Origin of the sequence: Streptomyces sp. NBC_01197, from assembly GCF_036010505.1 — a bacterium.
In the GTDB taxonomy this organism is placed as follows: domain Bacteria; phylum Actinomycetota; class Actinomycetes; order Streptomycetales; family Streptomycetaceae; genus Streptomyces.
In genome coordinates, this window is sequence record NZ_CP108569.1 from 648,838 (window position 1) to 669,906 (window position 21,069).

Here is a 21,069-nt window from a genome sequence, read left to right on the forward strand (position 1 = left end):
GCCGGGCGGATCCGGTGGTATAGCTGTCTCATGAGTGACTCACTAACCGCGGAAACCGTCAGGCTCACCGGTCACAACGGCGATGAGATCGAGGCATATCTGGCCCGCCCGCGGGGCGGGGCCCCGCGCGGCGGCGTCGTGGTCATCCACCACATGCCCGGTTTCGACCGGGGCAGCAAGGAGATCGTCCGCAGGTTCGCCGAGATCGGCTACGACGCGATCTGCCCGAACCTCTTCTACCGCGAGGCGCCCGGCGCGGCCCCTGACGACGCGGCCGCCGCCAACCGCGCGGCAGGCGGAGTGCCGGACGACCGTCTCGCCGGCGACGTGGGCGCGTCAGCGGCGTATCTGCGCGCGCTGGCCACCTCCAACGGCAAGGTGGGCACGATCGGTTACTGCTCCGGCGGACGGCAGAGCGTACTCGCCGCGTGCCGTCTCGACCTGGACGCGGCGGTGGACTGCTACGGCGCGTTCGTCACCGGAACACCGCCCGAGGGCTTCCCCCTGAAGGTCAGCAATCTGGTCGGCGAGCTCCCCCAGCTGCGCGCTCCGCTACTCGGCCTGTTCGGGGCCGACGACAGCTTCCCCGGCCCCGAGCAGGTCGCCGAGCTGGAGCAGATCCTCACGGAGCACGGCAAGGACTTCGAGTTCCACACGTACGAGGGGGCCGGCCACGGCTTCTTCTCCAACGACCGGCCCTCGTACAACGTGGCTGCGGCGAACGACGGCTGGGAGCAGATCGAAACCTTCTTCGCCAAGCACCTGGGAGCCTGAGCATGTGCACCTACACGACGATCAAGGACACGGTGGACGGCAGCGCCAAGGGACCGGGCGGTTCCTGGTTCCATGTGTCCGACGTGACTGTGTACTTCGACCACCCGGTGCACGCGATGGCCGAGCACACGCTCAACATCGACTTCACCGATCCATCGAAGGGCCCGTCGGCCCGGGTCGCCCTGGAGCTGACGGCCGGGTCCGCCCGCGCCCTGGTCGCCGCGATCCAGGAAGCGCTGGCGGCGGTTCCGCCCGCACTCACCGCCTGATGATGCCGCCGGGCCGCCGCTGAGCACGTCTTCGCAGACCGGGAGGCGCGCAGACGCAGGCCGGCGAGTGGCCCGGAGCATTGACACGCGCCCGCGCTCGCTCCTAAGGTCACGACTGTTCGCATAAGCGATCATCATTCGTATATACGAACGGAATGTTGATGCAGAGCAGCTCAGTCACACGGGCGCTGCGAATCCTGGACCTGATCGCCAGGGCGGAGAACCCGGTCGTTCTCAAGCACATCGCGCAGACCCTGGGGATTCCGAAGAGCACCGCTCACGGGATCCTGCGGGACCTCGCCAGGGAACGGTTCGTGGATGTTCACGAACCCACGGCGTACACCGTGGGAATCAAGGCGTTCGAGGTAGGAGCCGCGCACCTGCGCGTCGCCGGTGTGGACACGGTGATCGCGTCCGAACTGGCGGGACTGACCCGGGCGCTGGAGGTGACCGCCCACTACGCGGTGCTGGACGGCGTCGAGGCCGTGTACCTCTACAAGCAGGACCCGCCGCGGTCGGGAGTGCAGTTGGCCAGTTCCGTGGGTGCCCGGCTGCCCGCGCACCTGACCGCGGTCGGCAAGTGCGGCCTGGCGTGGCTGGAGCCCGCGCAGGTGGCGGTCCACGTGGAGCCCGTGGCGTGGGCCGAGGGCAGGGAAGCCCTGGTGCGGGAACTGGCCGGGATCCGTGAGCGCGGTTACGCCGACGACCACGGCCAGGTCGCCTCGGGCGTCGATTGCGTCGCGGCACCGGTGTTCGACGCGGGCGGTCCCAGGGGTGCGGTCGGGGTCAGCTACCTCAGTGGCTCCCCGACGCCCGGTCCACAGCTCACGGAGCAGGTGCGGCACGCCGCCGCCCGGTTGACATCGATACTCGGAGGAAGCAACACATGATCGAGCCCAGGCCCTGGCTGAGGCAGATCCAGCCGTACCGGCCCGGCACCCACGCCGCGACCGAGGACGGTTCGATGGCCTCCAACGAGTCGCCGCTCGGCGCCAGTCCCCAGGTCGCCCGCGCCATGGCCGATGCCGTCGTCCGCGCCCACCACTATCCCGACCCGCTGGCCACGGAACTGCGCGAGGAATTGGCCGCGCGGCACCAGGTCGACCCCGAGCAGATCCTGATCGGCAACGGTTCCGACGAGCTGATCTTCCTGCTCGCCTGGGCCTATCTCGCGCACGGCGGTCACGCGGTCTGCGCCGACCCGGCGTACCGGATGGACGAGATCAGCAGCCAGGTCGTCAACGCCCGGCTGACGAAGGTCCCGCTCGCCGACTGGACTCACGACCTGGAGGCGATGGCGCGCGTGGAGGCGGACATCGCCTACGTGGTCAATCCGCACAACCCGACGGGCACCGCACTGTCCCGCGCGGACCTGGAGCGCTTCGTCGCCGCGAGCAGGGCTCGTCTGGTGGTGGTCGACGAGGCGTACATCGACTTCAGCGACGACCCCGCCGCCACGACCGCGCTCCCCCTGGCCCGTGACGGCGAGGCGGTGGTGCTCCGCACCTTCTCCAAGATCCATGGGCTGGCCGGACTCCGGGTCGGCTACCTGGTGGCCGGCCGAGACGTCGTTGCGACGCTGCGTAAGGTCCGCGCCCCGTTCTCCGTCAGCACGCCGGCCCAGGCAGCCGCGGTGGCCGCGCTGCGCGATCCCGGCCACCGGAACAAGGTCCGCGCGCACACCCTTGAGAAGCGCGCCGCCCTGACCGGGATTCTCACCGGCGCCGGCTACGACGTCGTCCCCTCCCAGGCCAACTTCGTCCTGGTGCAGGCCCCCGACGAGGAGCTGTTGCTCGCGCGTCTGGCCGCCGGTGGCGTCTCGGCCCGTCCCGGCAGCACGCTGGGTGTGCCCGGCAGCGTGCGCATGAGCGTACCCACGACCAAGGGCCTCGCTCTGGTCGCACAGGCACTGGCCTGAACCGATCCCGATCCGGCCGTTCATGAGAACTGCATGAGCCCGCTCTTCACCCGTTCCCCGGGCCGCGGTCAGGACAGGCTGAGCTCCGCCGCGCCGAGCGGTGCGAAGAATCCGGCGACCCGCTCATCGGCGACCCCGGCGAGCTCCGCGGGCGACCAGCGCGGGTCGCGGTCCTTGTCGATGACCTGGGCGCGGATCCCCTCCATGAAGTCGGGCGAGGTCAGCGCGGCGCACGAGACGCGGTACTCCTGTTCAAGGACCCGCTCCAGCGGGCCGAGTTCACGGGCGCGGCGGACGGCGGCCAGCGTCACCTTCAGCGCGGTGGGCGACCTGCTCAGCAGGGTGGCGGCGGTCTCCTTGGCGGCCGGGAGGCCGGTGTCGAGCAGCCGGTCGACGATCTCCTCGGCGGTGCGGGCCGCGTAGCAGTGGTCGATCCACTCCCGCCGCTCGGCCAACTCCCCGTCCGGGGCCTGCGTTCCATGGGCCCGCAGCACGTCGGCCACCGGCTCCCGGGCGAGGTCCGCTACCAGGGTGGGCAGCCGGTCCGCCGGTACGAAGTGGTCGGCGATCCCGCACAGCAGAGCGTCGGCCGCACCGACCGCGGCCCCGGTCAGGGCGAGATGGGTACCGAGCTCACCGGGCGCCCGGCCGAGCAGGAAGGTGCCCCCGACATCGGGGACGAACCCGATGGCCGTCTCGGGCATGGCGACCCGGGAGCGCTCGGTGACGATCCGGACGCTCCCGTGCCCCGAGACCCCGACACCGCCGCCCATCACGATGCCGTCCATGAGGGCGACGTACGGCTTGGGGTAGCGGGCGATCCGGGCGTTCAGCCGGTACTCGTCACGCCAGAACTCGTCCGACGCGGTCCCTCCGGCGCGTATGTCCTCGTAGATCATCCGGATGTCGCCGCCCGCGCAGAGACCGCGCTCCCCCGCCCCGGTGAGGACGACGCTCTCGACTGCGGGGTCCTGCTCCCATGCGGTGAGCGCTTCGTCGATGCGGTTGACCATCGCGCGGTTCAGCGCGTTCAGCGCCTTCGGCCGGTTGAGGGTGAGGTGGCCGATCCGCCCCTCGGCGCGCGCCAGCACGCAGTCGTCGCTCATCGCCGGTCCCCTGCCTGTGCTTGTCCCGGTGGAGCGCCCGCACGGCCGCGGCGGTTCCGCCCGGTTCCGGTGGACCCGGAGGTCCCTGCCGGTCATCACGATGCCGTACGCGGCAGGGGCGGCGGCCGCCGGGGGCCACCGCGCCTGCCACCGGGCTCTCAGGCCCCGGTCCCGGCGACCACCTCGCCGCCGACGACGACCAGCTCGGCCGTCGTACCGGGGATGTCCTCCGGGCTGATCCGCAGGATGTCCCTGGACAGGACGGTGAAGTCGGCCAGTTTGCCGACGCTGAGCGAACCGCGTTCTTCCTCGAGGAAGTTGGCGTAGGCGGAGCCCATGGTGTAGCCGTGGACCGCCGTCTCCACGTCCACCGTCTCGGCCGGCTGCCAGGGCTCGCCGCCGCCGAGCGGCCGGCGGGTGACCGCGGTGTAGATACCGATCATCGGGTCCATCTCGGCCACGTTCCAGTCACTGGAGAAGGCCAGTACGGCCCCCGCCTCGTGCAGGCTGCGCATGGGCCATGCCTTGTGCCAGCGACCGGAGCCGATGTTCTCCGCCCAGTCCTGGCCGGGGCCCGCGATCTCGGGAGCGCAGTGCCTCGGCTGCATACAGGCGACAACGCCGAGCTCCGCGAAGCGCGCCGTGTCCTGCGGGTCGAGGCACTCGACATGGACGACCTGGTGGCGGGCGTCGCGCCGGCCGTTGACCGCGGTGGCGTGCTCGACGGCATCCAGTACGGTGCGGATGCCCCGGTCGCCGGTGGCGTGCACGAAGCACTGGAAGCCCCGGGCGTCCAGTTTGGCGAGCAGCCCGGCGAACTCCTCCGCCGGGTAGAACGTGTCGCCCCGGTGCTTGCCGCAGCCCGTGTACGGCTCGAGCAGCGCGGCGGTCCGCGGCTCGACCACGTCGTCGATGTAGAGCTTGAGCGGGCCGACCTTCAGCCGGTCGTCGTCGAACCGGGCGGCGGTGGCCGCGAAGTCGTCCAGGTCCGCGTCGGTGGTGCCGCGCGGGTGGAAGAGCGCCGCGACGAGGCGGGAGCGGAGCCGGCCCTCGGCACGGGCACGGGTGAACAGTTCAAGGTCGTCCAGGGAGTTCTGGGGTTCGACCACGGTGGTGATGCCGAAGCGGATCGCGTCGTCCAGGCTCTTGACGAGCCGGCCGTACTGGCGGTCGGCAGCGGCCCACGGCACGCCCAGCTCGCGCAGCGCCCGGTGTCCGTCGCGCGACAGCCCCTTGACCGCGAAGTCCTTGATGAAACCGGTGGGTTCACCGGTGGCCGGGTCGGTCTCGGCACGCCCGAACGGCAGTGAGGTCGCCTCCCGGCTGACGCCGAGGCGGCGCATGGCCGCGGTGTTGAGCCACGCGGTGTGAACGTCGTAGCTGAGGACGAAGGCCGGGGTGTCGCCGGTGACCTGGTCGAGGTCGGCCGCGTTCGGCATCCGGCCGTCCGGGATCGCGGAGTAGTCGAAGGCCTCGGCCTCGATCCACTCGGCGTCGGGGTGTTCGGCGCTCCAGGCGGTGATGCGGTGGTGGATCTCGGTGAGCGTACGGGCTCCGGCGAGCTGGACGCAGGCGTCGTCGGAGCCGAGCCGTACGTGGTTGTGCGCGTCGATGAAGCCGGGCAGTACCAGCCTGCCCGCGCCGTCGACGATCCGGGTGTCCTCCCCCGCCCAGACCGCCGCCTCCGCGTCGGGGCCGAGCCAGACGATACGGCCGTCGCGGACGGCGAGCGCCTCGGCGGCGGGGAGCCGCGGGTCGACGGTGTGGATACGGGCGTTGCGCAGGATCATGTCGGCGGGGGCGGTGGTGCGGGTCATGAAGGACGTGCTCCTCGGGTAGACGGGGCGGGCGGTACGGGTGTGGGGCGGTCGGTACGGGCTGTACGAGGGGGCGGCCGGAGGCTCCCGCGTGCGGACCGGTCAGCTGTCGGCGGGGGCGGTACGCAACCGGCGGCGGGTCAGCGCCCAGTAGACGAGCCCGGAGACGACCGAGCCGAGCAGGGTGAGGTCGCCGCCCCCGAGCGGGGCGACCAGCGGCCCGGTCCACAGTTCGGAGTTGCAGGTCAGGGCGGCGAAGGCCATACCGGCGACGAGGGAGGCCATCCCGGCGAGGTGGAGTCCCCCGCGGTACCAGTACGCCCCGCCGCGTCCGGCGTGCAGTGCGAGGGTGTCGTACCGGCAGCGGCGTATGAGCATGTCGGCCAGGAACACCCCGCCCCACGGGGCGAACACGATGATCAGCAGGGAGAGGAAGCTCAGCAGCGACTCGGTGAAGTCCACCAGGAAGAGCGCGCCGAGCGAGCCGAGCGCGGTCACGACGACGCTGACGATGATCGCCCTGGCACGGCTCCACGGAATGCCGAGCACCTGGAGGTTCAGGCTGGAGGAGTAGAGGGTCAGGATGGAGTTGGTGACCGAACCGCCGAGCACGAGCAGCAGGAAGACCGGCTGGAACCAGCCGGGCAGCAGCTTCTCCACCCCGGCCACGGCGTCCGTCATGTCGGCCTGGGTGGCTGCCGCGACACCGGCGACACCGAGCGCCACGGACGAGATGAGGCCGCCGAGCGCACCGCTCCAGGTGATGGAGCGCAGTGAGGTCTCGCGGGGCAGGTAGCGGGTGTAGTCGGCGGGCATCGGCAGGTACGAGAAGGGCCCGGCCAGCATGACGACGAAGGCGAGCGTCCAGCCGGAGAACCCGGCCGCATCGCCGGAAGCGGCGCCTGTCGTGGCGCCGGGCAGCAGGAAGACCAGCAGCACGCCGAAGCCGGCGGCGAGCACGTACGCCATCCAGCGCTCGGCGAACTGCACGGTGGCGTGCCCCCACATGGCGACCGCGAACGTCACGGCGAGGGTGATGACGAGCGCGAGCGCCCGGGCGGTGTCACCGCCGTCGCGCCAGCCGAGGTCGGCGAAGAGGGATTCGAGTGCGAGGGTGCCGACCACCGTGTTCACGATGGTGTAGCCGATGGAGACGATCCAGTTGAGCAGCCCGGCGGGGAAGTTCCCGAGGACGCCGAAGGACGCACGTGAGATGACCAGCGTCGCGGTGCCGGTACGGATACCGCTCAGCCCGGCGGCGCTGATGACGAAGAAGGTCAGCCCGCCGATCACGACGACCGCGGTGGCCTGCCAGAAGGTGAGCCCGAAGCTGACGGCGAGAGCGCCGTTGATGACGTAGGTGAAGGTCAGGTTGGAGCCGAACCAGAGCCAGAAGAGGTCCTTGGCGCTGCCGTGCCGCTCCTCGTCCGGAATCGGGTCGATGCCGTGCGTCTCGACCTGGAACACCTCGTCGCTGGCGACAGCGGTGCCCCCGCCGGCCGGCGCCGGCGGGGCGCTCGGCAGGGTGCTCGGCTCGGCGCCCGGCGAGTTCGGCGGCGTGCTCCGCTCGGTGACGTCCGTCGGTTGTCGCGCCATACGAGGCCTCCGTCTTCCGCATCCATACTTTGAATGCCGTTCTAAGAGTTAGAACGGCATTCAAGATGCGCCCCACACCGGCGGCACGTCAAGACCTCCGGCCGAATCGGTGTCCCCGGTCGGGGATAGGCTCGGCAGCGTCCGGGGCAGACCAGCGTGAGCGGGGCGGAAGTGGCACATCGCAAGGACGGACAGATCGCACGGGACCGGATGCTCGAAGAGGCCATGACGGCCATCGCCGAGAACGGGCTCGCCGCGCTCACCATGTCCGCACTCGCCGAACGGCTGGGAACCAGCGGCGGCCACATCCTGTACTACTTCGGCAGCAAGGACCGGCTGCTGCTCGATGCGCTGCGCTGGAGCGAGGAGGCGCTCACCGGGGAGCGCCGGGCGCTGCTCGCGGGCCGGACGGCGGCGGCGCGCCTGCTCGACCGCTTCCTCCAGCTGTATCTGCCCAAGGGGCCGCGGGACCCGCGCTGGATGCTCTGGATCGAACTGTGGGCGCGCGCCGGGTCGAACGAGCAGCTGCGCGCGGCTCAGGAGGAGCTGGACCGCGGCTGGCAGGAGGACCTCGAAGCCGTGCTCGCCAAGGGCGCGGCGCAGCACCGCTTCACGATCGACGACGTAGCGGGCCGCGCGGGTGAACTCCTGGCGCTGCTGGACGGGTTGAGCACCCGGGTGGCGCTGGGCCAGCGGGGTGCGGAACGCCGGACGGCCCTGGCATCGGCCCGGTCGGCGGCGGCGCGGCTGCTCGGCGCCGCGGCCCTCGCTGACCCCCGCGCGCCCGGCTCGCGAGAGTAGTCAGCGGGCCCCGGGCGACGCGCGGCACTGTCAGGCGGGGGCGAGAACGATCCAGGTCCTGCCCGGCCGCAGCGGCAGGGTCCGCCCGTCGGAGGTGTACGCCGTCCCGGCGTCCGCCGTGGGCCGGCTCCAGTGCACGTCGTACGAACGCCCGTCGCGCAGCACCACGCCGGAACCGCTGCCGATGGTCCGGGTGAACGGGACGAAGCCCGTACGGCTGTGGAAGCGTGACTCCTTGATCTGCACCCGCTGGATGATCACGTTGTCGGCCGTCCAGGGCGACGCCGAGCCGTCCATGGCGACCCGGTACCGCGGCGCGTCCCAGGTGAAGGTGAACCGGGCGGAGGGCATCGAGGCCGAGGTGACGGACACCGCCTTGCCGCCGCCGGGCGTCTTCGACGCGAAGCGCAGACCGATGTCCTTGGCCGCACCGGCGCCGTCCGTGAGCCCCTTCGTGTGCACGTACTCGTTGTGCGGGGCCGGCCGGTCCTGGGCGCGGAAGAACGCGCCGGTACCGGTTCTGAGGATGATGTCCGAGCTCTTGAGCACGGGCAGCAGCATGCTCTGGGCACCGGAGAACGCGAGGGCGGGCCTGTCGTAGGCGGCGAGCAGCTGAAGGTCCGTCTCCCGCGCACTGCGGACGGGCCCCACCGCCGGCGGCAGATGACTGCTGTCGTAGACGGCCATGAGCCGCGAGAGCCCGCCTTCGACCTCGATGGCGTACACGAGGTCCGCGTCATTGAGCCCGGTCTGCGGCCGGGCGGGGCCTACGTTGTCGACCTTGACGGCGAGCACCCGACCGGCTGCCCCGCCCTCCCCCGTGAGGACGGAGCGGTCCGGACCCTGGTGCCGGCCGCTCGCCGACGAACAGCCGACGGCAAGACCCACGACGAGGGCCGCCACCGCGCCGGCCCGGAGTGCTTTCAACCCGTCCACCTGTACTCCTCACGCCCGTACGGTCCACAGCCCCGGCCCGCAGGACGATACGCGGACATGACGCTGACACACGGCACACTCCGCTGCTCAAGTGTTCACATCGGGCCGGTCCCCTCCGATGCCAAGCGCCAGAGGGCCCGCTGTCCGGCCGCACGCGCGGACGGAGGTGCCGCCGTGCCGGGAAAGCCGCGTCGACTCCTCCCCCACCCCTTGCCAAAGCGAGATCGTACGTGTTCGGATTATCTCTGTCGGGCGGTACTCCGCCTCATGTCTTCGCAGCTCACCACCCGTGCACAAGAGGCTGTTCCGTCATGCCCTCGTGCACCCAGCCGAGCCCAGGAAGGACATCTCGTGTTCGATCTGACCTCCGTCGATCTGCTCGACGCATTCACCCGCCAGCTCCGCCTCTGCAAGCTCCGCGAGGGCGAACACGTCGTCGTGCTGTCCGAGCCGGGCAGCCGCGGCGACTACGTGGCCGCCGCGTTCGGAGCGGCCAAGACGTGCGGCGCGCATGTCATCGCCGCGACGGTGCCCGGCGGCAGCCCGGCCCCGATGCCCAGCACCCACACGGGAGCGGGTCCCGGCCTCATCTCCGTACTCAACGACACCACCGCGCAAACCCTGTTGAAGTCCGCCGACCTGGTGGTCGACCTGACCCGCGAGGGGTTCATCCACGCCCCGGTGCAGCAGGAGATCCTGCGCGCCGGCACCCGGATCATCTTCGTCTGCGACGCCCCGGACGTGCTGATCCGCAATCTGCCCAAGGAGTCGGACAAGGAGGAGGTGCTGCGCGGGGTCGAGCTGCTCAAGGCCTCGTCCGTCATGCACGTCACCTCGGCCGCCGGCACCGACCTGACCATCCAACTCCCGGGTTCCAAGCCGGAGTTCCAGTGCGGCTTCGCCGACGACCCGGGGCGCTGGGACCACTGGCCGAGCACGATGGTGCTGTGCTGGCCGGAGATCTCGGACGGGCGGATCGTGCTCGCCGAGGGCGACATCCTGCTCCCGTTCAAGGAGTACGTGCGCACGCCCGTCACCCTGGAGGTCTCCGGCGGACACATCGACAAGGTCACCGGCGGCGCCGAGGCCGAGATGCTCAACACGTTCTTCGACGACTCGCAGGACCGGTGGGCCCGCAGCCTCTCCCACATGGGCTGGGGCCTGATGCGCACCGCGGACTGGTTCGCGACCGCGATGTACGGCAAGGACGACCTGATGGGCATGGACGCCCGCGCCTTCGCCGGGAACTTCCTGTGGTCGACGGGCCCGCACCCGCACCTGCAGCGCGAGTCGTACGCCCACCTCGACATCGCCATGCGCGGCTGCACGGTCGCCGTCGACGGCGCCGAGGTCGTCATCAGTGGTTGCCTGGCCGAGAGCTGACATCGAAAGCGGTCAGCACCGAAACAGCTGAGGCCGACAAGGGAACAGCTGCGGCCGACACCCGAACAGTCGCGGCCGCCGGCCGGCCCCGCAGGACCCACGACCTCACCAGACTCCCGGGAGAACAGCCATCGTGGCTCTCAGCCAGTCGTTTGAAATCACCGTCGTCGGCGGGGGCCTCGGCGGGCTCACCGCCGCCCTGGCGCTGCGTCATCAGGGCCTGCGGGTCACCGTCCTCGAACAGGCCGCCGAGCTCGGCGAGGTGGGAGCGGGCATCCAGACCGCGCCGAACGCCAGCCGTATCCTGATGGGCCTCGGCCTGCGCCGCCGCCTGGAGGCCATCCGTACGGAGCCCCAGGACCAGGTCCGCCGTCGCTGGCAGGACGGCAGCATCATCGGGCTCACGCCACTCGGCCGGCGCGTCAAGGAAACCTTCAACGCCCCGTACTGGCACTACCACCGGGCGGATCTGCACCAGGTCATCCTCGACGCCTGCACCGATCCGGAGGGTCCCGGCCCCGCCGTGCGGATCCGCACCGGCAGCCGCGTGACCGCCCTCGACCGCAGCGATCCGCAGCGCCCCGTCGCGGTCACCGAGGACGGCACCCGGTACGCCGGCGACGCCCTCATCGGCGCCGACGGCGTCCGCTCCCAGGTGCGCGACCTCATTGGCGCCGAGGACACGCTCGTCTTCTCCGGCGACATGGCCTTCCGCGCCCTGATCCCCGGAGATCTGCTGCGGGCCGACCCGGCCACCCGGTTTCTGTTCGACCGCTTCCAGAGCACCATCTGGTACGGGCCCGGACGCCACCTCGTGCACTACCTCATCCGTGGCGGCGAGTCCCTCAACGTCGTCGGCTGTGTCCCGTGCACCGACGAGGTCGCCGAGCAGTGGGCGACCACAGCCTCCGCCCAGCAGCTGGTCGATGCCTACGAGGGGTGGGACGACCGCGTTCCGGCGATGCTGTCGAAGGCCAAGGACGATGTCACCTGCTTCGCCCTGTACTACCGGCGCCCCGACCCGGTCTGGACCGACGGCCGGGTCGCGCTGCTCGGCGACGCCTGCCACGCGATGCTGCCCTATCAGGCCCAGGGTGCGTCGCAGGCCATGGAGGACGCCGCCGTCCTTGCCGAAGAACTCGCCGGCGTGACGGTGGCCGGGGTGGAGGACGCGTTGCAGCGTTACGTCCACCGCCGGGCCGGGCACGCCGGGATGGTGCAGCAGGCCTCGCTGCGCAACAGGACCTTCTACCGTCACCCGGACGGGCCCGAGCAGCAGGCCCGGGACGCCGCGCTCGCGGCGAGCTTCGACGGCGAGTCGGACGTGTCGTACGACTGGCTGTGGAGCGGCAGTCCGCTCGACAGCGCCGGTCAGGAGCAGTTCGCCTACCGGCACCACCGCTGATCCCTTCCCCGGCTCCGCTCACCCCCGGGCCGCGCCCGGCGGCCGGCACCCGCAGCTCGTGCAGTCACCCCAGCGCCCGCGACGACGCGGCGCCCCTCCTCTGCAGATCTGGAGTACGCGCGTGAAAACCGGTGACCAGATTGTCCAGGAACTCCCCTGGAGATGGGCCGTACAGGGCCGCATCTTCATCATCGGCGGCCTCGGCTATCTCTTCGATGCCTGGGACGTCGCCCTCAACGGCTTCCTCACCCCGCTGCTCGGCACCGAGTTCGACCTGTCCGTCGGGGAACGCAGTCTCGTCGCCACCGCCAACCTCATCGGAATGGCGGCCGGCGCGGTGGCCTGGGGCTCCGTCGCCGACCGTGTCGGCCGCAAGAAGGCATTCAGTACCACGCTGCTGGTCTTCGCCGTCTTCTCCGTCCTGGCCGCCTTCTCCCCCGCCTACGGCTCCTTCCTGCTGCTGCGCTTCCTCGCAGGCGTCGGTCTCGGTGGCTGCATCCCCGTCGACTACGCGCTCATCAGCGAGTTCTCACCACGGAGATACCGCGGCCGCATCCTGACCGCGCTGGATCTGTGGTGGCCGATCGGCGGAACGCTGTGCGGCCTGGCCTCGACCGTGATGCTGGACCTCGGCGGGAACTGGCGCTGGATGCTGGGCGCCATGGCGCTGCCCGCACTGCTGCTCTTCTGGGTACGGCGCGGGGTACCCGAGTCACCGATCTACCTCACCGCCAAGGGACGTGAGGCCGAGGCGCGTACCGTCATCGACGCCCTCGTGGCCCGCACCGGAACCCCCGCCCAGCCGTACGCCGTACCCGCTCCCCCACCGGAGGAGGCTTCCCCGAAGCGTGGACTCACCGAAACGTTCGCGCAGTTGGGACGGGTGTGGACGTTCAACCCACGCATCACGTCGGTCGCCTGGGCGCTGTTCGTCACGATCATGCTCGTGTACTACGCAGCGCTCAGCTGGATGCCCTCCATCCTCGCCGACGAGGGATACAGCAACACGGCGGCCTTCACGGGCACCACGCTCATGAGTGCCGTGGGTATCGCAGGAGTCGCCGCGTCGGCCTGGCTGGTGGACGTGGTCGGCCGGAAGTGGCTGATCGGTGTCTCGGCTCCGCTCGCGTCCGCCGCGCTGGTGCTGTTCGCGCTGCTGCTGGGCACTCCGACGGCCGCCATGGTGGCGCTCGGCGTCTTCGGGTTCACCATTCAACTGACCATCCCGGTGCTGTACGCCTACGTGGCCGAGCTGTACCCGACTTCGATGCGGGCCACCGGCTTCGGCTCCGCTTCCGCTGCGAGCCGCGTCGCCACGGGCTTCGCGCCCCTCCTGTTCGGCACGCTCATGTGGCCGGTGCTCGGACTGCCGCTGACCTTCACGGTCCTCGGTGCCGTGGCGGCGCTTGCGGTGGGGTGGATGGCCGTGGCCGCTCCCGAGACCAAGGGCCGCGAGCTGGACCACGTGGGGGCGGACCCGTCCTCCGCCACTGCGGCCGACCGCTCGGCCGGCCCGTCCGCCGAGGCGGCCCGGCCCGCCGTCTGACCCGTATCCGAGCACGAAGAGAGGAGGGCCATGAAACCCGCCCCCTTTACCTACCACCGCGCGCGTTCGACCGAGGACGCCGCCCGGTTGCTCGCCGAGCTGGGTGACGAGGCCAAGCTGCTGGCGGGCGGTCAGAGTCTCATCGCCATGATGAACTACCGGCTCGCACGGCCCCGGCACCTGGTGGACATCGGCAGCCTCCCGGCGAGCGAGGGCCTGACCGGGTTCCGGCGCGGCCCCGACGGGCTGCGCATCGGCGCCCTGACCACACACCACGCGGTCGAGACGGCGGACGAAGCGCGGCTGGGAGCCGGCTTCGCCGTGCTGAGGGACGCCATGGGCTGGGTCGGCCACCTGCCGATCCGTACGCGGGGCACGGTCGGCGGCAGCATCGCCCACGGGGACAGCACCGCCGAGTGGTGTGTGCTCGCCGTCCTGCTCGGCGCGCACATCGTGGCCCAGGGCCCACGGGGCACCCGCACCATCACCGCCGGCGACTTCTTCCACGGCTTCTTCAGCACCGCGCTGGAACCCGACGAGCTCATCACCGAGCTGGTGTTCCCGCGCCCGGCACCCCATGCCGCGCTCACCGAATTCGCCGAGCGCAAGGGGGACTTCGGCATCGTGGTGGCAGCTGTCGATCTGGACGTGGAGGACGGCGCCGTGCGCGGCGGGCGGGTGGCGCTCGGCGGCGTCGCCCCGGCGCCGGTACGGGTGCCGGAAGCGGAGGAGGCGCTCGCCCGGGGCGGGTCGGACGACGTGCTGTTCGCGGCCTGTGCCGAGGCCGCCGCCGCTGCGATCGATCCGCCGGGTGACGGCAACGGCAGCGCACGCTACCGGCGGGTCCTCACCCGCCGACTGGTCTTGCAGGCCTGCGAGGAGGCGATGTCCCGATGAGCCACACACATCCGGCCCCATCCACTGCCACTCTGGTCGGTTCCGCCGTCCCGCGCCGCGAGGATCCCCGGCTGCTGACCGGGCGCGGACGGTTCGTCGACGACATCGACGTGCCGCGCATGCTGCACGCCCAGTTCGTACGGGCGAGTGTCGCATCGGGCCGGCTCACCTCCCTGGACCTGTCCGCGGTGCGCGAAGTGCCGGGTGTGGTGGCCGCGTTCACCGCCGATGACCTGGAGCTGAACGCGATCACCGCCGGTCTGCACCGCCCCCCCGAGGAGTACGTGCCCACCGGGATGCCGGTACTCGCCCGCGACCGGGTGCGCTTCGTCGGCGAGCCCGTCGCGATCGTGATCGCCGAGGACCCGTACGCCGCCGAGGACGGCATCGAGGCCGCCAAGGCCGTCTACGACGTGCTGCCGCCGGTCCTGACTGAGGACGCGGCGCTGGCCCCTGATGCCCCGCTGGTCCACGAAGAGGCCCCGGGCAACACCCTGCTGGACGTGTCCCTCTTCGCGACGGAGGGCATCGACCGGATCTTCGCCGACGCCCCGTGCACCGTCCGCGTCGAGTCTCGTACCGGGCGGCAGAACGCACTGCCGCTGGAGACACGTGGCGCTCTCGCCCAGTGGGACGCACGCGAGGAGCAGTTGGTGGTGCACACATGCACACAGATCCCCCACCAGGTGCGGACCGTGATGGCGAACTGCATGGGCCTGGACGAGCGGGCCGTACGGGTGGTGGTGCCCGACATGGGCGGCGGCTTCGGCATCAAGTGCGTGGTGGGCCGCGAGGAGATCGCCGTCGGCGCGGCCGCTCTGCGCCTGGGCCGTCCGGTCAAGTGGATCGAGGACCGCAAGGACGCCCTGACCGCGTCCTTCCTGGCCCGCGAACAGCACTACGGCCTGCGCGCCGCGTTCGACGCCGACGGCCACATCCTGGCCCTGGACGCCGATGTGGTCTGCGACATGGGTGCCTACTCCTGCTACCCGTTCACCGTGGGCATCGAGCCGCTGATGGCCTCGTCCGAGATGCCCGGCGTCTACCGCGTCCCCGCCTACCGGGTGCGCGGCCGGGCGATCACCACCAACAAGGCACCGACCGCCCCCTACCGGGGCGTCAGCCGCCCCCAGTACGTGATGGCCGTCGAGCGGGTCTTCGAGCGTGCCGCACGGGAACTCGGCCTGGACCCGGTCGAGATACGCCGCCGGAACGTCATCACCGAATTCCCGTACACCGGCGTCAACAACATCACGTACGACCCCGGCTCCTACCTGGAGTCGCTCGACCTGTGCGAGAAGTCGCTGCGGGACGAGGGCTGGTACACGCGCCAGGCCGAAGCGGCTGAGCAGGGGCGCCACTTGGGCATCGGCTACTCCTGCTTCAGCGAGCGCACCGGGTACGGCACCGCCGCCTTCGCGCAACGGAAGATGAAGGTAGTGCCGGGGTTCGACCTGGCCGAAGTACGGATGGACACCACCGGCGCGCTCACCGTCACGACCGGCACCATCAGTCACGGGCAGAGCCACGAGACGACGATGGCCCAGATCGCAGCCGACGAGCTCGGCCTGGAGCTGCACAAGGTCAAGCTGCACCAGGGCGACACCGAACGGATCACCTACGGCTGGGGGACCTTCGCCAGCCGCTCCATCGCCATCGGCGGCAGCGCGGTACGCCGCGCCGCGGGAAAGCTGGGTGAGCGGCTGCGCGCCCTCACGGCCGGGCTGCTGGATGTCCCGTACGAGGACACCGTCCTCGACAAGGGCCGGGTACGACTGCGGGACGACCCCGAACGCGGCCTGAGCCACGTCGAGTTGGCCGAGGTCGCCTATCTGCGCGCGGACCTGCTGCCCGCCGGTACGGAACCCGGCCTGACGGCCACCGCGTCGTTCGACACCCTGAGTGACGGCACCTTCTCCAACGCCACCCACGGCGTCGTCGTCGAGCTGCACGAGGGCACGGGCCAGGTCGAGATCCTGCGGTACATCTGCGTGGAGGACTGCGGCGTCGCCATCAACCCCACGGTCGTGGAAGGCCAGTGCCGCGGCGGCATCGCCCAGGGAATCGCCGGGGCACTGTACGAGCAGGTCACCTACGACGCCCAGGGCGACCCCGAGTGCACCGGATTCATGGAGTACAAGATGCCCACCGCGGCCGAGATCCCCGACATCACCATCCACCACCTGGAGACTCCCTCCCTGATCACCGAGACGGGCGCGAAGGGCGCCGGCGAGGGCGGCACCATCGGCGCTCCGGCGGCTGTCCTCAACGCCGTCAACGACGCCCTGCGCCCCACCGGCGTGGAGCTGGAGAACACCCCCGTCCGCCCGGAGCAGATCCAACTCGCCCTGGAACAGGCGGCCCACGAGCACAAGGAGTCCGCACCAGCATGAGCAGTAACACCACGGACCACCAGCTGGTCAGCCTCACCGTGAACGGCACGGAGCGTGAGGTCGTACTGGACTCACGCCGCACCCTCGCCGACACCCTCCGCCACGACCTCGGCCTCACCGGCACCCACCTGGCCTGCGAGCACGGCATCTGCGGGGCCTGCACCGTACTCGTCGACGGACGTCCGGCCCGCTCCTGCCTCATGTTCGCCGTGCAGGCGGAGGGGAAGCAGGTCCGGACCGTCGAGTCACTCTCCGACGACGGCCGGCTCAGCGATCTCCAGCAGGCGTTCGCCGACCACCACGGACTCCAGTGCGGCTTCTGCACCCCCGGCTTCCTGATGCTCGCCGAAGGCTTCCTCGCCGAGAACCCGGACGCGGGCCGGAAGGAGATCCGCGAGGCCGTCTCCTCCAATCTGTGCCGCTGCACCGGCTACCAGACCATCGTCGACGCGGTCGAGCACTGCGCCGCGGCCCGTCGCGGGCACCAGGAAGGGAACGTCCAGTGATCCTCACCAACGAGATCGCGGTGCGGGCAGCGCCCGATGCCGTGTTCAAGCTCCTCAACGAGGTGGAGCGGGTGGCCGCCTGTATGCCGGGCGCCGCCCTCGATGGACTCGACGGCGACGCGTGGCGCGGCAGGGTCAAGGTCAAGGTCGGGCCGATCACGGCCGGTTACGCGGGGACGGTGCGGTTCCTGGAATCCGACCCGGCGGCACGCCGCCTGCGGCTGCAGGCCAGCGGCGCCGACGTACACGGCAGCGGCGACGCCGAGGCCGCGGTCGACCTGGAGGTGGCGGAGGCCCCCGACGGCTCGGGGTCGCTGCTGCGGATCTCCACCGACCTGGTCATCCGCGGCAAGATCGCCCAGTTCGGGAAGGGCGCCATCGTGACGGTCTCCGACCGGCTGCTGCGGCAGTTCGCCCAGAACCTGGTGGGGCAGCTGTCCGGCGACAGCCCGGTCATCGCCACAGGAAGCACCACCACGGTCGCCGCCGGAAGCCCGGCACCCGCGGCTGCCCCTGCCGCCACAGCACCCGAACTCGACGGGCTGGCGCTCCTCGTCGGCCCCACGGCCACCCGCTACGTACCCGTCGTGGCCGCCTTCGCCGCCGGGATGTTCCAGGGCTGGCTGATGACCCGCGCCTTCGCCCGCCGCTGACACCCCCATGTGAGGACCCACCATGACCGCGCACTACGGCCCACGGACCGACTCCGTCTACGCACGGGCCGGCTTCGGCGCCCCCGTGCCCCGCGGCACCCGGCCCGCCCTTGTCGTCGTCGACCTCACCCGCGGGTTCACCGAAGACGACTTCCCGACCGGCAGCGACCTCACCGCGACCGTCGCCGCCACGACCCGGCTCATCGAGGCGGCACGCGAAGCCGGTGTACCCGTGATCTTCACCGCGATCAGCTACACGCCCGCCGAAGCCGACGGCCGCTCCGTCGCCTGGCTGGACAAGGCGACCGGTATGCGCGCCCTGCGCGAGGGCAGCGACGCGGTCGCGCTCGACCCCCGGCTGCCGTATCGCGACGAGGACGTACTCGTGGTGAAGAAGGGCGCATCCGCGTTCTCCGGCACCTCGCTCGCCGCACAGCTCACGGCACTCGGCCGGGACACGACCGTGGTGTGCGGGGCCACGACCAGCGGCTGCGTGCGCGCCACCGCCGTCGACGCCGTCCAGTCCGGCTTCCAGGTGCTGGTGCCGAGCGACGCGGTCGGCGACCGCGCCCAAGGACCGCACGACGCCGCCCTCTTCGACATCCAGGCCAAGTACGGCGACGTCATCGACCAGTCCGACGCCATCGGCTACTTCGCCGCACTCCCCACCGCACAGTGAGGCTCCCGCACATGAACCACCACCGCTCGCTCACCCAGCCGGCCCTCGCCGACCTCGCCGGCATCCCCGCCCGCAGCCGCTGGACCCACCACGGCGGCCTGCGCCTGCACGCGCTGGACTACGGCGGCGACGGCGTTCCGGTGCTGATCCTGCCCGGTATCACCTCCCCGGCCGTGACCATGGACTTCGTGGCCCGGGCCCTGACCGGTCCCGTACGCCCTGTTGTCCTGGACGTACGCGGCCGAGGCCTCTCCGACGACGGCGAGAGCTATGCGCTGGAGGACTACGCGGCCGACGCCGAGGCCGTCATCGAACAGTTGGGTCTCGATCGCCCCATACTGCTGGGGCACTCCATGGGCGCGCGCATCGCCACGGTCGCGGCCGTACGCGCACGGGTGCCGCTGAGCGGCACGGTCGTCGTGGACCCACCGATGTCCGGGCCGGGGCGCGGCCCGTACCCGACCCCGCTGACGGCGTTCTCGAACCAACTGCAGGAGGCCCGGCGCGGCACGGACGCCGACGAGGTCGCCCGCTCCTGGCCGCGCTGGCCCCGCCGCGAACAGGAGCTGCGCGCGCGATGGCTGAGCAGTTGCGGTGACGCGGCGATCACCGCCACGCACGAGGGATTCGAGAGCGAGGACTTCTTCGACTGGTGGCCGCGGATCGGTACGAGCACACCGACAACTCTCCTGTACGGGGCTGACAGCCCGGTCGTGACGGCAGCAGGGGCCGCCGAGGCCGCCAGTGCGCTTCCCGCCGCCCGCCTCATCCGCGTACCGGACGCAGGACACATGGTCTTCTGGGACAACCCGGACACTTCCCTCACGCTGCTCCGTGATGTGCTCGGCGCTCCCCACTCCGCCGACGAGCCCGTGTCCGTGGGAAAGTTGCCCTATGACTGACTCCACGGCGGCCACTGACGCCCCCGCTGCTCCACGTCGGCTCGTCGAAGCGCCCGGATTCCAGGCCCGGCGCCTCTACCAGGCGTATCTGGCGGTCTGGGTACGCAGCGTCGACGCGACCCTCACGGGCCCGCAGTTCGCGGTGTTGCAGATCGCCCAGGCCAACCCGGGACTCGACCAGAGCTCCCTGGCCGCGCTCGCCGCGCTCGACACGTCCACCATGGCGGACATCGCACGGCGCCTGGAGAACCGGGGGCTGCTCGCCCGCACCCCCTCGCCGGCCGACGCACGGCGCAAGCTGCTGCACCTGACGGACGAGGGGAAAGAGGTGGTCGAGAGGGCGAACACACGTGCACGTGAACTGGACGAGCAGCTGCTGCAGCCCTACGCCCCCGAACGTCGCGAGCAGATCGTCCGGGAGCTGACCCGCCTCGCCGACCACTGGGAGCAGCTGGCCCGAAGCTCCTGACTCCCCCAACCGCCCCGCCTCCGCCAGGCATTCGGGGCTCACCACAACCTATTTCGTACGTGTCCGGACTTTCAGTGGAGGAAGTACATGACCACGCACCACATCGGGATGATCGTGCCCAGCTCGAACCTGACGATGGAGACCGAGGTCCCGCGGATGCTGCGGGCCCGCGAAGAAGCCGACCCCGGTGATCGCTTCGTCTTCCACAGCAGCCGTATGCGGATGCGCCAGGTCACGCCCGAAGAACTGCGCAGCATGAACGCGCAGACAGAGCGCGCCGCTCTCGAACTGGCTGACGCCCAGCCGGATGTGGTGGCCACCGCCTGCCTGGTCGCGATCATGGCGCAGGGCCCGGGCTACCACTGCACGGCGGAGGACCAGATCACTTCCGTACTCCGGGAACAGGGCGCCAAGGCCCCCGTCGTGTCCAGCGCCGGCGCGCTCCTGGACGGGATCGCCGCGCTGGGCGCCCGGCGGGTCGCCATCGTCACCCCGTACATGAAGCCACTGACCTCACTCGTCACGCAGTACATGGAGTCCGCCGGTACCGAGGTGGTCGACTCCCTCAGCCTGGAGGTCCCCGACAACCTCGCCGTCGCCCGCCTCGACCCCGCGGACCTCCGCGACCACTACAAGCGCCTGGATCTGAGCGGGGCGGACGCGTTGGTCCTGTCGGCCTGTGTGCAGATGCCCTCCCTGGACGCGATCCAGGCGGTCGAGGACGAGTGCGGGATCCCGGTGCTCTCCGCGGCGACGGCTACGACGTTCCGCCTGCTGACCGAGCTCGGCCTGACGCCGACGGTGCCGGGTGCGGGACGCCTCCTCAGCGGACGGGTCGAGCCGGCCGGCTGCGCCCCGGATGAGCGCAGTTGACCTACGGCTGCCAGGCCGCGAGGTCGTCCAAGGATGGGAGACCGTGGTGATGTCGGTGAGGGGGCGGTTCCACGCCCGCCGACGAGTTGCTGTTCGAGGTCGTGCGGACGATGAGCCGCGTGGTGGCAGGAGAGCTGGGAGCTACT

At 71.0% G+C, this 21,069-nt stretch carries 20 protein-coding genes; 16 read left to right on the forward strand and 4 right to left on the reverse strand.

Annotated features, from left to right (window positions below; all coding sequences use genetic code 11):
* The first annotated feature begins 30 nt into the window (after positions 1–30).
* The 4 genes from OG452_RS02945 (at position 31) to OG452_RS02960 (ending at position 2,961) form a co-directional block, all read left to right on the forward strand.
* Positions 31–774 carry a dienelactone hydrolase family protein gene (locus OG452_RS02945; RefSeq protein WP_327294022.1) on the forward strand — a complete coding sequence of 248 codons (744 nt, stop codon included), beginning with the start codon at positions 31–33 and terminating at the stop codon, positions 772–774.
* A 2-nt stretch (positions 775–776) separates the two neighbouring features.
* The gene (locus tag OG452_RS02950) at positions 777–1,043 is read left to right on the forward strand and encodes a DUF6295 family protein (RefSeq protein ID WP_327294023.1); all 267 of its coding nucleotides are present in this window, start codon (positions 777–779) and stop codon (positions 1,041–1,043) included.
* Between the two features lie 161 nt (positions 1,044–1,204).
* Complete coding sequence (locus OG452_RS02955; RefSeq protein ID WP_327294024.1) at positions 1,205–1,933, forward strand: IclR family transcriptional regulator; 729 nt, start codon at positions 1,205–1,207, stop codon at positions 1,931–1,933.
* Positions 1,930–2,961, forward strand: coding sequence for a pyridoxal phosphate-dependent aminotransferase (locus OG452_RS02960; protein WP_327294025.1), 1,032 nt, complete (start codon positions 1,930–1,932; stop codon positions 2,959–2,961). The genes OG452_RS02955 and OG452_RS02960 overlap by 4 nt, the downstream gene beginning before the upstream one ends.
* 68 nt (positions 2,962–3,029) lie before the next feature.
* Here OG452_RS02960 and OG452_RS02965 read toward each other — a convergent pair whose 3' ends face one another.
* From OG452_RS02965 to OG452_RS02975, 3 genes are all read right to left on the reverse strand, one after another.
* Entirely contained in the window at positions 3,030–4,067 is a 1,038-nt protein-coding gene (locus OG452_RS02965) for an enoyl-CoA hydratase/isomerase family protein (RefSeq protein ID WP_327294026.1), read from the reverse strand.
* Positions 4,068–4,225: 158 nt separating this feature from the next.
* Positions 4,226–5,884: an amidohydrolase gene (locus tag OG452_RS02970; protein WP_327294027.1), complete on the reverse strand. Its 1,659-nt coding sequence runs from the start codon at positions 5,882–5,884 to the stop codon at positions 4,226–4,228.
* A 102-nt stretch (positions 5,885–5,986) separates the two neighbouring features.
* Positions 5,987–7,480, reverse strand: a complete 1,494-nt coding sequence (locus tag OG452_RS02975; RefSeq protein ID WP_327294028.1) for a purine-cytosine permease family protein — start codon at positions 7,478–7,480, stop codon at positions 5,987–5,989.
* Between the two features lie 210 nt (positions 7,481–7,690).
* Here OG452_RS02975 and OG452_RS02980 point away from each other — a divergent pair, with 210 nt between their 5' ends.
* On the forward strand, positions 7,691–8,281 hold the full coding sequence (locus tag OG452_RS02980; RefSeq protein ID WP_405565710.1) for a TetR/AcrR family transcriptional regulator: 591 nt from the start codon (positions 7,691–7,693) through the stop codon (positions 8,279–8,281).
* 30 nt (positions 8,282–8,311) lie between these two features.
* Here the strand turns inward: OG452_RS02980 and OG452_RS02985 are convergent, their stop codons facing one another.
* Positions 8,312–9,217, reverse strand: coding sequence for a DUF3048 domain-containing protein (locus OG452_RS02985; RefSeq protein WP_327294030.1), 906 nt, complete (start codon positions 9,215–9,217; stop codon positions 8,312–8,314).
* A gap of 351 nt (positions 9,218–9,568) precedes the next feature.
* On the opposite strand from OG452_RS02985, the gene OG452_RS02990 reads away from it, so the two are divergent.
* From OG452_RS02990 to OG452_RS03040, 11 genes are all read left to right on the forward strand, one after another.
* Entirely contained in the window at positions 9,569–10,600 is a 1,032-nt protein-coding gene (locus OG452_RS02990; RefSeq protein WP_327294031.1) for a hypothetical protein, read from the forward strand.
* 133 nt (positions 10,601–10,733) lie between these two features.
* The gene (locus OG452_RS02995; protein ID WP_327294032.1) at positions 10,734–12,005 is read left to right on the forward strand and encodes an FAD-dependent monooxygenase; all 1,272 of its coding nucleotides are present in this window, start codon (positions 10,734–10,736) and stop codon (positions 12,003–12,005) included.
* A 121-nt stretch (positions 12,006–12,126) separates the two neighbouring features.
* Positions 12,127–13,551, forward strand: a complete 1,425-nt coding sequence (locus tag OG452_RS03000; RefSeq protein WP_327294033.1) for an MFS transporter — start codon at positions 12,127–12,129, stop codon at positions 13,549–13,551.
* A gap of 30 nt (positions 13,552–13,581) precedes the next feature.
* A complete protein-coding gene (locus OG452_RS03005; RefSeq protein ID WP_327294034.1) occupies positions 13,582–14,448 on the forward strand; it encodes an FAD binding domain-containing protein in 867 nt (288 codons plus the stop codon).
* A complete protein-coding gene (locus OG452_RS03010) occupies positions 14,445–16,841 on the forward strand; it encodes a xanthine dehydrogenase family protein molybdopterin-binding subunit (protein ID WP_327294035.1) in 2,397 nt (798 codons plus the stop codon). Before OG452_RS03005 ends, OG452_RS03010 begins: the two co-directional genes overlap by 4 nt.
* On the forward strand, positions 16,838–17,347 hold the full coding sequence (locus tag OG452_RS03015) for a (2Fe-2S)-binding protein (protein ID WP_327294036.1): 510 nt from the start codon (positions 16,838–16,840) through the stop codon (positions 17,345–17,347). Before OG452_RS03010 ends, OG452_RS03015 begins: the two co-directional genes overlap by 4 nt.
* Complete coding sequence (locus OG452_RS03020; RefSeq protein WP_327294037.1) at positions 17,344–18,000, forward strand: SRPBCC family protein; 657 nt, start codon at positions 17,344–17,346, stop codon at positions 17,998–18,000. The genes OG452_RS03015 and OG452_RS03020 overlap by 4 nt, the downstream gene beginning before the upstream one ends.
* Before the next feature lie 22 nt (positions 18,001–18,022).
* Positions 18,023–18,679, forward strand: a complete 657-nt coding sequence (locus tag OG452_RS03025; protein ID WP_327294038.1) for an isochorismatase family protein — start codon at positions 18,023–18,025, stop codon at positions 18,677–18,679.
* An 11-nt stretch (positions 18,680–18,690) separates the two neighbouring features.
* Positions 18,691–19,581, forward strand: coding sequence for an alpha/beta fold hydrolase (locus OG452_RS03030; protein ID WP_327294039.1), 891 nt, complete (start codon positions 18,691–18,693; stop codon positions 19,579–19,581).
* Complete coding sequence (locus OG452_RS03035) at positions 19,574–20,050, forward strand: MarR family winged helix-turn-helix transcriptional regulator (RefSeq protein ID WP_327294040.1); 477 nt, start codon at positions 19,574–19,576, stop codon at positions 20,048–20,050. Before OG452_RS03030 ends, OG452_RS03035 begins: the two co-directional genes overlap by 8 nt.
* Before the next feature lie 87 nt (positions 20,051–20,137).
* Positions 20,138–20,923, forward strand: coding sequence for a maleate cis-trans isomerase family protein (locus OG452_RS03040; protein ID WP_327294041.1), 786 nt, complete (start codon positions 20,138–20,140; stop codon positions 20,921–20,923).
* Positions 20,924–21,069 lie beyond the last annotated feature (146 nt).